Here is a 13,416-nt window from a genome sequence, read left to right as displayed (position 1 = left end):
CACGGATGACGCTTGCATCTTCACGGAGTTGCCCACCTGGTCGGGCCTCGCGCCAGTGCACGACGCCCGGCTGGCTGGTCAGATGCCTACACGGGTGGGCACAGCGTCCGCACGTCCGTAGCCGAGCACCTGGGCGAGGACTTCGCGGAACAGGACGATATCTTCGTCCGGTGCTTCGATGACGGCCTCGATCTCACTGTCGGTCAACCGCAGGTCTTCCAGTGCTTCAGGGTCGAGTGAGACGCGGAGGACGTTGCCCGTCAGGACCGCTTCCCGCACACAGCCATACGCGGTCCCTTGCCCGGCTGTGACCAGGCAGTGTGTGTCCATCCCCAGGGCGACCTCTTGATCATCGGGCTCCTCCTCTCCTGCCATGAACATCAAGATGAAGCCGCTTCCGTCCTCACCCTCGGCAAGGGCGGCTTCGGTGAAGTAGCCGTCAGGGTCGATCTCGGTTCTGGCGGCGCGGGCGGTGAATCGGTACGTCATGACGGGGTTCTATCAGCGAGTACAGCTGAGGCATGAGGCAGGGGTGGGCACGATGTTCCACCGTCACACTGAGGCGGTGACCGTCACACCCACACCGGGATTCCCCTGGGATGATCGTGAACTTCTGGCTGGGGAATGACGTGGGCGTCCACCTGGAGGGACGCCACGCCCCGCGCTTCGCCTGTCAGTGGTGATCGTCATCATGGGGCTATGGCCAACCCGAACCTGACCACCGGCAGCATCTGGCGGCTCCGCCACGGCGACCAGGAGATTGCCCGGCTGACTGTGACCGCCGCCGACATGCCATGGATCCACGCAGAAGTGGAGACACTTCCTGGCTTCGAAGAGTTCCGTCCTGCCTTCGCCGAGCAAGAGCGGGCCATTGATGAGGAGGACTGGGAGCGGGCGAACGCCTGCTACACCCAGATCCGAAGTGCACTCACTCTGACGTTCCCCGACGGCAGCCCGGTCGCGGAGTTCATGTTGCACATCCACGACGACGGCACCGCCGGCTGGCGCTGGCACGACGAGCCCTTCGACGTGGTGGACCAGTGATGCGCTGGGTGCGCTGCTTTTGGGACGAGGAAGCCATCTCGTTCTACTTTGAGCTCGACGCTGACGGATACGTGATCCGGCAAGTCGAGTTTCAAGAGCCCGGAGGCGAGGCTTTGGCCGCCGCATCGCTGGCCGAATGGCAAGAAGCTCAAAAGGGCGATCGGTTGGCTGAATACGAGAGCGTCTACGGGTTGACCGCAGAACCACCCATCTCTGAATGGGAGGGGCATGATCCGCGGTGGCTGTCGGCCAACGAGTTCGAGAGCGTTTGGTCGACCGCCCGCCAGCAGATCGAGAACCGGCATCGGCGACCTCCTTCCTGAACGCGTCCACCACGTTCCGCACGATGATCAGCCGCTTGCGGGCACCCATCACGGCCGTTGTCCTTTGTCTCCACCGGGAGGGCTCATGCGGCCAGGCGGGACCGGCAGAGACCGCCTCAGTGGCTTACATCAGGAGACTGAACAGAAGAACTTGACAGGGAACGCCACCAGCGTCCAGCAGGAGTCCCGCCGCGAGCTCGTCCGCCTGGCCCGCGAGCACGACGTCCTGCCCATCGCGATCGTCCTCGACATGCCCGAGTCGGTCTGCGCCGAACGCAACGCAGCCCGCCCCGACCGGTCCGGACTGCCCCGCCGGGTCATCCAGCGGCACCGCTCCGAGCTGCGCCGCTCCCTGCGCGGCCTCGAACGCGAGGGCTTCCGCAAGGTGCACGTCCTGCGCACGGTGGAGGAGGCCGACTCCGCCGAAGTGGTCCTGGAGAAGCGCTTCAACGACCTCACCCACCTCACCGGCCCCTTCGACGTCATCGGCGACATCCACGGCTGCTCCTCCGAGCTGGAGACCCTGCTCGCCAAGCTCGGCTACGAGGACGGGGTGCACCCCGCCGGCCGCACCGCCGTCTTCGTCGGCGACCTCGTCGACCGCGGCCCCGACAGCCCCGGCGTGCTGCGCCGGGTGATGGGCATGGTCAAGTCCGGCAACGCCCTGTGTGTGCCCGGGAACCACGAGAACAAGCTCGGCCGTTACCTCAAGGGATCCAAGGTCCAGCAGACCCACGGCCTCGCCGAGACCGTCGAGCAGCTCTCCCGGGAGAGCGAGGAGTTCGTCAAGGAGGTCAGGGAGTTCATCGCCGGCCTGGTCAGCCACTACGTCCTCGACGGCGGCAAGCTGGTCGTCTGTCACGCCGGACTGCCCGAGAAGTACCACGGCCGCACCTCCGGCCGGGTCCGCTCGCACGCCCTGTACGGCGAGACCACCGGCGAGACCGACGAGTTCGGCCTGCCCGTGCGCTACCCATGGGCGGAGGACTACCGGGGCAAGGCCGTCGTGGTCTACGGCCACACCCCCGTCCCGGACACCACCTGGATCAACAACACCATCTGCCTCGACACCGGCGCCGTCTTCGGCGGCCGGATGACCGCCCTGCGCTGGCCCGAGCGCGAACTGGTCGACGTACCGGCCGAGAAGGTCTGGTACGAGCCGGTCAAGCCGCTCGCCGCCGAGGTGCCGGGAGGTCACGAGGGGCGCCCGCTTGACCTGGCCGACGTCCACGGCCGCCGGGTCGTGGAGACCCGCCACCTGGGCAACGTCGGCGTCCGCGAGGAGAACGCGGCCGCCGCCCTGGAGGTCATGAGCCGCTTCGCGGTGGACCCCCGGCTGGTGCCGTACCTGCCGCCGACCATGGCGCCGACCGCCACCTCGGCGGAGCCGGGCTTCCTGGAGCACCCCGCCGAGGCCTTCGCCCAGTACCGGGCCGACGGCGTCGGCCGCGTGGTGTGCGAGGAGAAGCACATGGGCTCCCGCGCCACCGTCCTGCTGTGCCGGGACGCGGACGCGGCCCGCGAGCGGTTCGGGGTCGAGGGCGGCCCCACCGGCTCCCTCTACACCCGCACCGGCCGGCCCTTCTTCCCGGACCCGCAGGTGACCGAGGAGTTCCTCGCCCGGCTGCGCGCGGCGGTCGACGGCGCCGGCCTGTGGGAGGAACTCGGCACGGACTGGCTGCTGTTCGACGGAGAGCTGCTGCCCTGGTCCCTGAAGTCCACGGGCCTGCTGCGCAACCAGTACGCGGCCGTGGGGGCCGCCTCCCGCGCCGTCCTGCCGGACGCCGTCGCCGCCCTGGAGGCGGCCGCGGCCCGGGGCGTGGACACCGGCGCGCTGCTGGAGCGCCAGCGCGGGCGGGCCGCCGACGCCGACGCCTTCACCGAGGCGTACCGGCGCTACTGCTGGAGCACGGACGGGCTGGACGGCGTACGTTTCGCGCCGTTCCAGCTGCTCGCGGCGGCCGGCCGCTCCCTGGCGGCCGTACCGCACGACGAGCAGCTCGCCTGGCTGGACCGGCTCGCCGACGCCGACGGGGGCACGGACGCGCCCCTGCTGCGCCGGACCCGCCGCGTGTACGTGGACACCGGCGACGAGGAGTCCGTCCGCGCGGGCACCGAGTGGTGGCTGGAGCTGACCGGTGCCGGGGGCGAGGGCATGGTCGTCAAGCCGCTCCGGGCGTACGCCCGGGACGGCAAGGGACGGCTCGTCCAGCCCGGGGTGAAGGTCCGGGGGCGCGAGTACCTGAGGATCGTCTACGGGCCGGAGTACGCGCGTCCCGAGCAGCTGGAGCGGCTGCGCCAGAGGTTCCTGGGGCACAAGCGCTCGCTCGCCCTGCGCGAGTACGCGCTCGGCCTGGAGGCGCTGGACCGGCTGGCGGCGGGGGAGCCGCTGTGGCGGGTCCACGAGCCGGTGTTCGCCGTGCTCGCCCTGGAGTCGGAGCCGGTCGACCCGCGTCTGTGACCCCCGCACGGGGGCACGGCGCAAAGGGACGGCGCAAGGGACGGCGCAAAGGGGCGGCGTGAAGGGACGGCGTAAAGCGGCAGCCCCCGTACGGCCTCGAATTAGGTCGTATGGGGGAACTTTCCCGCGGAAGTCCCGGGAAAGCGGGGGCGGGATCGTTCATCCAGGGCAGCGGAGTGTCCGCGACCCAGGAAGGACGGAACGTCACCTATGAAGATGACCGCGCGCGGAAGCATTGCGGCGCTCATGACCTGTATGGCCGCGGCCGGCGCGGCCTCCCCGGCCGTGGCCGACTCGGTCCCGGTGGGTGTCCCGCTGGAGGCCGTGGAGACCACGCTGGGCGTGCCGGCCCCGAAGCTGGCCACCGGGGTCCCGGTGCCGCTCGTCGGCGCCCCGGAGGCGCCCCGGTTCCACCAGGGCGACCTGCTGCCGACCCCACTGCTCCCGGTGGTCCCCATCGCCGCCGACCTCGGGGCCACCCGCCTCACCTCCCCGGTGCCCAACCTGATGGGCGAGCCGGAGACGGACGGCGAGGGCTCCCTGGAGTCCCCGGCCACCACCCTGCTCGCCCGCACCCCCGGTGCGGTCGTCGGTGCCCCGCTGACGATGCCGGACGCGAGCAACTCGGGCGTCCCGAACCTGGCCGTCCCGAACCTGGGCCTGGCCGCCCCGGACGTCATCGGCACCCCGACGGCACTTCTCGGCCTGCGCTGACCGGAGACCGCCGACGCGAGGTCAGAAAGCAGCCCGGTCTGGGAATGTGTACGGCATGGGATTCCATGTCGACTCCGAGACCGGGCGGCTGCGCCGCGTCATCCTCCACCGGCCCGACCTGGAGCTGAAGCGGCTCACACCAAGCAACAAGGAGGCCCTGCTCTTCGACGACGTGCTGTGGGTGCGCCGGGCCCGCCAGGAGCACGACGGTTTCGCGGACGTGCTCCGCGACCGCGGTGTCGCCGTCCACCTTTTCGGCGACCTGCTCCGCGAGGTCCTCGACGTCCCCGAGGCGCGGCACCTCGTACTCGACCGGGTCTTCGACGAGAAGGAGTACGGCCCGCTCGCCACCGACCACCTGCGCGCGGTCTTCGACGGGCTGCCCTCCGCCGCTCTCGCGGAGGCGCTGGTCGGCGGCATGACCAAGCGGGAGTTCCTGGAGCGGCACGCCGAGCCGGTCTCGGTGCGCTTCCACGCCCTCGACACGGACGGCTTCCTGCTGGGGCCGCTGCCCAACCACCTCTTCACCCGCGACACCTCCGCCTGGATCTACGACGGGGTGTCCATCAACGCCATGCGCTGGCCCGCCCGGCAGCGCGAGACCGTGCACTTCGAGGCGATCTACCGGCACCACCCGCTGTTCACCGGCGCCGGCCCCTTCCACTTCTGGTCCCAGGGCCAGGCCGACTACCCCTCGACGATCGAGGGCGGGGACGTCCTGGTCATCGGCAACGGCGCCGTACTGATCGGGATGAGCGAGCGGACCACCCCGCAGGCGGTGGAGATGCTGGCCCGGGGCCTGTTCGCGGCTGGTTCGGCCTCCGTCATCGTGGCCCTGGACATGCCCAAGCGGCGGGCCTTCATGCACCTGGACACGGTGATGACGATGGTCGACGCAGATACGTTCACTCAGTACGCCGGGCTCGGCATGCTGCGCTCCTACACGATCCGGCCGGGCGAGGGGGCGAGCGAGCTGCGGGTCAGCGACCACCCGCCGGAGCACATGCATCGGGCCATCGCCGCGGCGCTCGGCCTGGACAAGGTGCGGGTGCTCACCGCCACGCAGGACGTGCACTCGGCGGAGCGCGAGCAGTGGGACGACGGGTGCAACGTGCTGGCCGTGGAGCCGGGGGTGGTCGTCGCCTACGAGCGGAACGTCACGACCAACACCCACCTGCGCAAGGAGGGCATCGAGGTGATCGAGATCCCCGGCAGCGAGCTGGGGCGCGGCCGCGGCGGTCCGCGCTGCATGAGCTGTCCCGTGGAGCGGGACGCGGTGTGACGGACGTCCTGACCGCGTGCCCTGACGGGACGCCGTGTCGGGATGCTGTGTGATGTGATCCACTGTTCCGCATATCAATGCAGAGTGTCGTATAGACTTCCAGCATCCCCTGTCATCGCCACTCTGGAGCGTCCCCATGGCAACCGACCTCTTCGGTCGCAGCTTCCTCAAGGAGCTCGACTTCACCGCCGCCGAGTTCCGCGGCCTGGTCGAGCTCGCCGCCGAACTCAAGGCTGCCAAGAAGGCCGGGACCGAGCGGCGCCTGCTCCAGGGGAAGAACCTCGCGCTGATCTTCGAGAAGACCTCCACGCGCACCCGCTGCGCCTTCGAGGTCGCCGCCGCCGACCAGGGCGCCCACACGGTCTACCTCGACCCGTCCGGCTCCCAGATCGGCCACAAGGAGTCCGTCCGGGACACCGCGCGGGTGCTCGGCCGGATGTTCGACGGCATCGAGTACCGGGGCGACAGCCAGCAGGCCGTGGAGGAGCTGGCCGCCCACTCCGGCGTGCCCGTCTTCAACGGCCTCACCGACGACTGGCACCCCACCCAGATGCTGGCCGACGTGCTCACCATGACCGAGCACAGCACCAAGCCGCTGGAGCGGATCTCCTTCGCCTACCTGGGCGACGCCCGCTTCAACATGGGCAACTCGTACCTGGTGACCGGCGCCCTGCTGGGCATGGACGTACGCATCGTCGCGCCGGAGGCGTACTGGCCGTCCGAGGCCGTCGTGGCACGGGCCCGCGAGCTCGCCGCGGCCAGCGGGGCCAGGATCACCCTGACCGAGGAGGTCGCGGAGGGCGTGGCGCAGGCCGACTTCGTGGCCACGGACGTCTGGGTCTCGATGGGCGAGCCCAAGGAGGTCTGGGACGAGCGGATCGGGGCCCTGGCCCCGTACGCCGTCACCATGGAAGTGCTGCGCGCCACCGGGAACCCGGACGTGAAGTTCATGCACTGCCTGCCCGCCTACCACGACCTGGGCACCAAGGTGGCCCAGGAGGTCCACGAGCGGCACGGCCTGGACTCGCTGGAGGTCACGGACGAGGTGTTCGAGTCGGCGCACTCCGTCGTGTTCGACGAGGCCGAGAACCGGCTGCACACCATCAAGGCCGTCCTCGTGGCGACGCTCGCCGAGCCCGCCGCGTAATCGGCTGCGTACGCGGCCGCATAGTCATGCGGGTTCCGGCGGCGGGCCGTCGGACGGTCAGGCCGTGGCCGTCGCCCCGCTCGGCAGGGTGAACCAGACGGCCTTGCCGCGCGCCGTGGGCCGGTGGCCGCAGGCCGAGCTGAGGGCCCGGATCAGCAGCAGCCCGCGGCCGCCTTCGTGCCAGGGGTCGGGCTGCGGTTCGGTGCGGCCGGCGGTGAGGTCGCCGGGCGGCTGCGGATCGCCGTCGTGCACCTCCACCTGGCAGCCGTTCGCCCGGAGCTCCACGACCAGCTCGATCGGGTCGCCCCCGGCGGTGTGCTCCACGGCGTTCGCCACCAGCTCGGCGGTCAGCAGCTCCGCCGTGTCGCTGTCGGGGCACCGGTCGGCGCCGGTGAGCGCGGTGCGGACCAGGGCGCGGGCCATGGGTACGGCGGCGGTCGTGTGCGGTAGGGCGATCCGCCAGGCGGAGGCGTAGTGCACGGCGGGTCTGTCCTTCCGTGAGGGTGGGGTGCGGGGGAAGTCCTGCATTCAACGATACGGACCGGGCCGCAGCCTCCGTAGGGCACCCCGCCGCAACGCCGGGGGGCCAGGGCGGGGACGGCCGGGGACCTTCGCCCCGTGTGCCGCGGTGCATCACCGTGCATCAGCCCCGTACCGCCGTCGGGGCGACCACTTGTCGCGTTTCTCTGACGGTGGTCACGATTCGGTGATAGTTTCGACGTGTGAGCCCCTTCACCGGTTCCACACCAGAGACCGAACGGTGGCGCCACCTGCGGGTGACCCGGCAGGACGGCGTGGCCACCGTCACCCTCGACCGCCCCGAAAAGCTGAACGCGCTCACCTTCGGCGCCTACGCCGACCTGCGCGATCTGCTCGCCGAACTGTCCCGCACCCGCTCCGTGCGCGCCCTCGTCCTCGCCGGCGAGGGCCGCGGCTTCTGCTCCGGCGGGGACGTGGACGAGATCATCGGCGCCACCCTCGCCATGGACACCGCCCAGCTCCTCGATTTCAACCGGATGACCGGCCAGGTCGTCCGCGCCATCCGCGAATGCCCCTTCCCGGTGATCGCCGCCGTGCACGGGGTGGCCGCCGGAGCCGGGGCCGTGCTCGCCCTCGCCGCCGACTTCCGGATCGCCGACCCCTCCGCCCGCTTCGCCTTCCTCTTCACCCGCGTCGGCCTCTCCGGCGGCGACATGGGCGCCGCGTACCTGCTGCCCCGGGTCGTCGGCCTCGGCCACGCCACCCGGCTGCTGATGCTCGGAGAGCCCGTACGCGCCGCCGAGGCCGAGCGGATCGGCCTGCTCAGCGAACTCGTCGACGAGGGCAAGGCCGACGTCCGCGCCGCCGAACTCGCCGCCCGCCTCGCCGCAGGACCGGCCCTCGCCCACGCCCAGACCAAGGCCCTGCTCACCGCCGAACTGGACATGCCCCTGGCCGCCTCGGTGGAACTGGACGCCAACACCCAGGCCCTGCTGATGAACGGCCAGGACTACGCGGAGTTCCACGCCGCGTTCACCGCGAAGCGGCCCCCGGAGTGGAAGGGCAGGTAGCCGCATGTCCGCGAGCGCCATGAGGGCCGCCGTCGTCGGCGGCGGACCGGGCGGCCTGTACACCGCCGCACTGCTGGCCCGCCAGGGGCACACGGTGGAGCTCTGGGAACGCAACGCCCCCGACGACACCTTCGGCTTCGGCGTGGTGCTCTCGGACGAGACCCTCGGCGGCATCGAACGCGCCGACACCGTCGTCCACGCCGCCCTCGCCGCCGAGTTCGTCCGCTGGGACGACGTCGACGTCGTGCACCGGGGCCGGCTGCTGACCTCCGGAGGCCACGGCTTCGCCGCCCTCGGCCGCCGCCGGCTCCTGGAGATCCTCCACGAACGCTGCGCCGGCCTCGGCGTACGCCTGCGCTTCCGCGCCGAAGCCCCCGACGCCTTCGCCCTGGCCGGCGCGTACGACCTGGTGGTCGCCGCGGACGGGGTGCGCAGCGCCACCCGCGCGCGCGGCGCCGCCCGCTTCCGGCCCACCGAGACCCCCGGACGCTGCCGGTACGTCTGGCTCGCCGCCGACTTCGCCTTCGACTCCTTCCGCTTCGAGATCGCCGAGACCGAGCACGGGGTCATGCAGCTGCACGGCTACCCGTACGCCCCCGACGCCTCCACCGTCATCGTGGAGATGCGGGAAGAAGTGTGGCGGGCGGCCGGCCTCGACCTGTGCGACGAGGCCGAATCGGCCTCCCGCTGCGCCAAGACCTTCGCCGAGGCCCTGCACGGCCGGCCACTGCGCGGCAACCGCTCCGCGTGGACCCGCTTCCACACCGTCGTCAACGACCACTGGTCGCACGGCAACGTGGTGCTGCTCGGCGACGCCGCGCACACCGCCCACTTCTCCATCGGCTCCGGCACCAAGCTCGCCGTCGAGGACGCCCTCGCCCTCGCCGAAGCCCTCGACCGGCTGCCCGACGTCCCCACCGCCCTCGCCGCCTACGAGGAGGAGCGGCGCCCGGCCGTGGCCAGCACCCAGCGCGCCGCCGCCGCCAGCATGCGCTGGTTCGAGGACCTCGCCGGGTACGTGGACCAGCCCGCCCGGCAGTTCGCCTTCAACCTGCTCACCCGCAGCCGCCGCGTCACCCACGACAACCTGCGGCTGCGCGACGAGCGGTTCACCCGCGCGGTGGAACGCGACTTCGGCTGCCCCGAGGACGCCGACGGCGCGGGAACCCCGCCCATGTTCACCCCGTTCACCCTCCGGGGACTCACCCTGCGCAACCGCGTCGTGGTCTCGCCGATGGACACGTACTCGGCCCGGGAGGGCGTGCCCGGCGACTTCCACCTCGTCCACCTGGGCGGGCGTGCCCTCGGCGGAGCCGGGCTGGTCATGACGGAGATGGTCTGCGTCAGCGCGGAAGGCCGCATCACCCCCGGCTGCGCCGGCCTGTGGACCGCGGAGCAGGCGGCCGCCTGGAAGCGGATCGCCGACTTCGTGCACGCCTCCGCCCCCGGCACGGCCCTCGGCGTCCAGCTCGGCCACTCCGGCCGCAAGGGCTCCACCCGGCTGATGTGGGAGGGCATGGACGAGCCGCTCCCGGACGGCAACTGGCCCCTGGTCGCCGCCTCCGCGCTGCCCTACAAGGCCGGGGTCTCCGCCGTCCCGCGCGCCCTGGAGGCCGCCGACCTCGCCGCGATCCGCTCCGACTTCGCGGCCGCCGCCGTCCGCGCCGCCGACTGCGGCTTCGACCTGCTGGAACTGCACTGCGCGCACGGCTACCTGCTGTCCGGGTTCCTCTCCCCGCTCACCAACCACCGCGACGACGCCTACGGCGGCCCCCTGGAGAACCGGCTCCGCTTCCCCCTGGAGGTCTTCGACGCCGTCCGCGAGGTCTGGCCCGAGGACCGGCCGATGACGGTCCGCCTCTCGGCCACCGACTGGGCCCCCGGCGGCACCACCCCCGAGGAGGCCGAACGGATCACGGCCGCCTTCGCCGCCCACGGCGCCGACGCCGTCGACGTCTCCACCGGACAGGTCGTCGCCGAAGAGGCCCCGGAGTACGGGCGCTCCTACCAGACCCCCTACGCCGACCGGATCCGCAACGCCCTCGGCGTCCCCGTCATCGCCGTCGGCGCGATCTCCTCCTGGGACGACGTCAACTCCCTGCTGCTGGCCGGCCGCGCCGACCTCTGCGCACTCGGCCGCCCGCACCTGTACGACCCGCACTGGACGCTGCACGCGGCCGCCGAACAGGGGTACGCGGGCCCCGGCGCCCCGTGGCCCGCCCCCTACCGGGCCGGCAGCCGCAGGCCCCCGACCGGCAAGGGCTAGGGGGATTGTGGATCAGACCGCACATCCGTCCTGACCCACACGACACCCCCTGGCGGGCGCGGCGCCGAGCATCAGCAATTTCCGTCCTACGGCCGCTCCCGCACGAAGCGCGCGCCCGCATCGCGCAGCCGGGCGTGGAGCTCCGTGAAGACGGCCGCGGCGCGGTCGCCCGGCCAGTCCGCCGGGAGCAGCTCGCGGGGCAGGCCCGGGTCGGCGTAGGGCAGCCGCCGCCAGGTGTCGAGGGCGGCCAGGTAGGCCCGGTAGGCGGCCTCGGGGGTGGGCTCGGGGCCCGACTGGAGGGCGCGCAGGACCGGTTCGTGCCGGTCGAGGAACTCCTCGTGCTGCTTGGCCAGCGCGGCCAGGTCCCACCAGCGGGCCACCGCCTCGGCGGTGGGGGCGAAACCGGTGTGGGCGCCGCGGAAGAGCTCCACGTACCCGGTCAGGTGCAGCCGCTCCAGGGTGTGCGCGGTCTCGTCGGCCAGCTGGGCCGGGGCGATCCACACGCCCGGTGCCACCGCGCCGAAGCCCAGCCGGGCCAGGCGCGAGCGCAGCAGGTGCCGCTTGTGCCGCTCCTGCTCCGGGACGGAGAAGACGACGACCAGCCATTCCGGGGACACCGGCACGGTTCCGTAGATCCGCCGGTCCCCGTCCTCCAGCAGCAGCCGGGCCTCCTCGGACGGCTCGTACCCGGCGGAGCCGTCGGCGGCCTTCGCGGGCACCAGGAAGCCGCGTCGCTTCAGCCGGGACACCGAGGAGCGGACGGAGGGCGCGTCGACCCCGGCCGCGCCCAGCAGGCGGACCAGCGCGGACACCGGGACGGCGCCCTCGAAGGACCGCCCGTAGGCGCCGTAGAAGGTGACGATCAGAGATCGCGGAGTGTGCAGCTCGACCACGGGTTCACTTTAGATCGCGCAGCCGGAACCGCTGGAGTTTGCCGGTGGGGGTGCGCGGCAGTGCGGGGAGGAAGACGAAGGAGCGCGGGCACTTGTGCGGGGCCAGCTCCCCCTTCATGAAGGTCCGCAGGGCCTCCTCCGTGAGCACCGCTCCGTCGCGCGGCACGGTGTACGCCACCACGATCTGCCCGCGCCGCTCGTCCGGGCGGCCGACGACGGCGGCCTCCGCCACGTCGGGGTGGCGCAGCAGGGCCTCCTCGACCTCGGGGCCCGCGATGTTGTAGCCCGAGGAGATGATCATGTCGTCGGCGCGGGCGACGTAGCGGAAGTAGCCGTCGGGGTCGCGGACGTAGGTGTCGCCGGTCAGGTTCCAGCCGTCCCGGACGTACTCGCCCTGCCGGGGGTCGGCGAGGTAGCGGCAGCCCACCGGCCCGCGTACCGCCAGCAGCCCCGGCTCGTTGTCGGCGACGGGCCGCCCGGAGGGGTCCACCACCCGCGCCTCCCAGCCGGGCACCACCCGGCCGGTGGTGCCCGGGCGGATGTCCTCGTCGGCGGCGGAGATGAAGATGTGCAGCAGCTCGGTGGCCCCGATGCCGTTGATGATCCGCAGTCCGGTGCGTTCGTGCCAGGCCCGCCAGGTCGCGGCGGGCAGGTTCTCGCCGGCCGAGACGCAGCGGCGCAGCGCCGCAAGGTCGTATGCCCCCGTGTCGTACGGGCCCAGGGTGTCCAGCATCGACCGGTACGCGGTGGGCGCCGTGAACAGCACCGTGACCCGGTGCTCGGCCAGGGCGGGCAGCAGCACCCGGGGCGTGGCCTGCTCCAGCAGCAGCGCGCAGGCGCCGGCGCGCAGCGGGAAGACGACCAGTCCGCCGAGGCCGAAGGTGAACCCGAGTGGCGGACTGCCCGCGAACACGTCGTCGGGGCGCGGCCGCAGGACGCGGCGGGAGAAGGTGTCGGCGACGGCGAGGAGGTCGCGGTGGAAGTGCATGCAGCCTTTGGGCCGGCCCGTGGTCCCGGAGGTGAAGGCGATGAGCGCGACGTCGTCGGCGGAGGTCGCCACGGCCGGGTAGGGCGCGGTGTGCGCCTCGGCCAGCCGCAGCAGGTCGTCCCCGGCCGCGCCGCCGTAGGGCGTGATCCGCAGTCCGGGCACCTCGGCCTTGGCGAGGTCGTCGATGGCGTCGACGTGGCAGAGGGCGTGCCGCACCTCGGCCATGGCGCAGACCGTGGCCAGCTCCTGGGCGCGCTGCTGGGCCAGTACGGTGACGGCCACCGCGCCCGCCTTCATCACCGCCAGCCAGCAGGCCGCGAGCCAGGGGCCGGTGGGCCCGCGCAGCAGCACCCGGTTGCCGGGGACGACGCCGAGGTCGATGGTGAGGACGTGGGCGAGGGCGTCGACGCGTGCGCGGAGCTCCCCGTACGACCACACCCCGCCGGCGCCGTCGCGGAAGGCGGGCCGGTCCGGGCCGAAGCGCTCGATGGTGGCGTCGAGCAGTTCGGTGCCGCAGTTCAGCCGGTCCGGGTAGGCCAGTTCGGGCAGCTCGAAGAGGAGCTGCGGCCAGGCGTGGGCGGGCGGCAGGTGGTCGCGGGCAAAGGTGTCGGCGTGAGCGGATGGCTTGAGCTCCAAGGCGGGTTCGCCCCCTTGCAACGTCCGGATTTTGTGGTGGAGCCGGCCGTGCGAATGCATTCCGAGCGTATCGTGATGGTGACGGCAGTCAACAGGACGCGATAAGAGTGTC

12 protein-coding genes are annotated in these 13,416 nt (G+C 72.2%); 8 read left to right on the top strand and 4 right to left on the bottom strand.

What is annotated here, in order from left to right; translation table 11 throughout:
• Positions 1-78 precede the first annotated feature (78 nt).
• The gene (locus ACZ597_RS19860) at positions 79-489 is read right to left on the bottom strand and encodes an Imm10 family immunity protein (RefSeq protein WP_431516350.1); all 411 of its coding nucleotides are present in this window, start codon (positions 487-489) and stop codon (positions 79-81) included.
• Positions 490-699: 210 nt separating this feature from the next.
• Between ACZ597_RS19860 and ACZ597_RS19855 the strand changes: the two genes are divergently transcribed.
• The 6 genes from ACZ597_RS19855 (at position 700) to argF (ending at position 6,971) form a co-directional block, all read left to right on the top strand.
• The gene (locus tag ACZ597_RS19855; protein WP_471331684.1) at positions 700-1,044 is read left to right on the top strand and encodes a hypothetical protein; all 345 of its coding nucleotides are present in this window, start codon (positions 700-702) and stop codon (positions 1,042-1,044) included.
• Positions 1,044-1,367, top strand: a complete 324-nt coding sequence (locus ACZ597_RS19850; protein ID WP_471331681.1) for a hypothetical protein — start codon at positions 1,044-1,046, stop codon at positions 1,365-1,367. Before ACZ597_RS19855 ends, ACZ597_RS19850 begins: the two co-directional genes overlap by 1 nt.
• Positions 1,368-1,518: 151 nt before the next feature.
• Positions 1,519-3,828, top strand: coding sequence for a polynucleotide kinase-phosphatase (locus tag ACZ597_RS19845; protein ID WP_471331678.1), 2,310 nt, complete (start codon positions 1,519-1,521; stop codon positions 3,826-3,828).
• 246 nt (positions 3,829-4,074) lie between these two features.
• The gene (locus ACZ597_RS19840; RefSeq protein WP_471331676.1) at positions 4,075-4,542 is read left to right on the top strand and encodes a hypothetical protein; all 468 of its coding nucleotides are present in this window, start codon (positions 4,075-4,077) and stop codon (positions 4,540-4,542) included.
• 55 nt (positions 4,543-4,597) lie between these two features.
• Positions 4,598-5,824: an arginine deiminase gene (locus ACZ597_RS19835; RefSeq protein WP_471331673.1), complete on the top strand. Its 1,227-nt coding sequence runs from the start codon at positions 4,598-4,600 to the stop codon at positions 5,822-5,824.
• A gap of 136 nt (positions 5,825-5,960) precedes the next feature.
• On the top strand, positions 5,961-6,971 hold the full coding sequence (gene argF / locus ACZ597_RS19830; protein ID WP_471331670.1) for an ornithine carbamoyltransferase: 1,011 nt from the start codon (positions 5,961-5,963) through the stop codon (positions 6,969-6,971).
• A 57-nt stretch (positions 6,972-7,028) separates the two neighbouring features.
• Here argF and ACZ597_RS19825 read toward each other — a convergent pair whose 3' ends face one another.
• Complete coding sequence (locus tag ACZ597_RS19825; protein ID WP_471331668.1) at positions 7,029-7,499, bottom strand: ATP-binding protein; 471 nt, start codon at positions 7,497-7,499, stop codon at positions 7,029-7,031.
• 194 nt (positions 7,500-7,693) lie between these two features.
• On the opposite strand from ACZ597_RS19825, the gene ACZ597_RS19820 reads away from it, so the two are divergent.
• Together ACZ597_RS19820 and ACZ597_RS19815 are read left to right on the top strand one after the other, a co-directional pair.
• Positions 7,694-8,521, top strand: a complete 828-nt coding sequence (locus ACZ597_RS19820; protein ID WP_471331665.1) for an enoyl-CoA hydratase family protein — start codon at positions 7,694-7,696, stop codon at positions 8,519-8,521.
• A gap of 4 nt (positions 8,522-8,525) precedes the next feature.
• On the top strand, positions 8,526-10,787 hold the full coding sequence (locus tag ACZ597_RS19815; RefSeq protein ID WP_471331662.1) for a bifunctional salicylyl-CoA 5-hydroxylase/oxidoreductase: 2,262 nt from the start codon (positions 8,526-8,528) through the stop codon (positions 10,785-10,787).
• 86 nt (positions 10,788-10,873) lie between these two features.
• On the opposite strand, the gene ACZ597_RS19810 is transcribed toward ACZ597_RS19815, so the two are convergent.
• Both ACZ597_RS19810 and ACZ597_RS19805 read right to left on the bottom strand, forming a co-directional pair.
• Positions 10,874-11,680: a PaaX family transcriptional regulator gene (locus ACZ597_RS19810; RefSeq protein WP_471331659.1), complete on the bottom strand. Its 807-nt coding sequence runs from the start codon at positions 11,678-11,680 to the stop codon at positions 10,874-10,876.
• 4 nt (positions 11,681-11,684) lie between these two features.
• A complete protein-coding gene (locus tag ACZ597_RS19805; protein WP_471331657.1) occupies positions 11,685-13,304 on the bottom strand; it encodes an AMP-binding protein in 1,620 nt (539 codons plus the stop codon).
• Positions 13,305-13,416: the final 112 nt, after the last annotated feature.

Source organism: Streptomyces sp. NPDC040718 (assembly GCF_055593565.1).
Note: the sequence above shows the minus strand (reverse complement) of the source record. Positions and strands in the feature narration are given on the sequence as shown.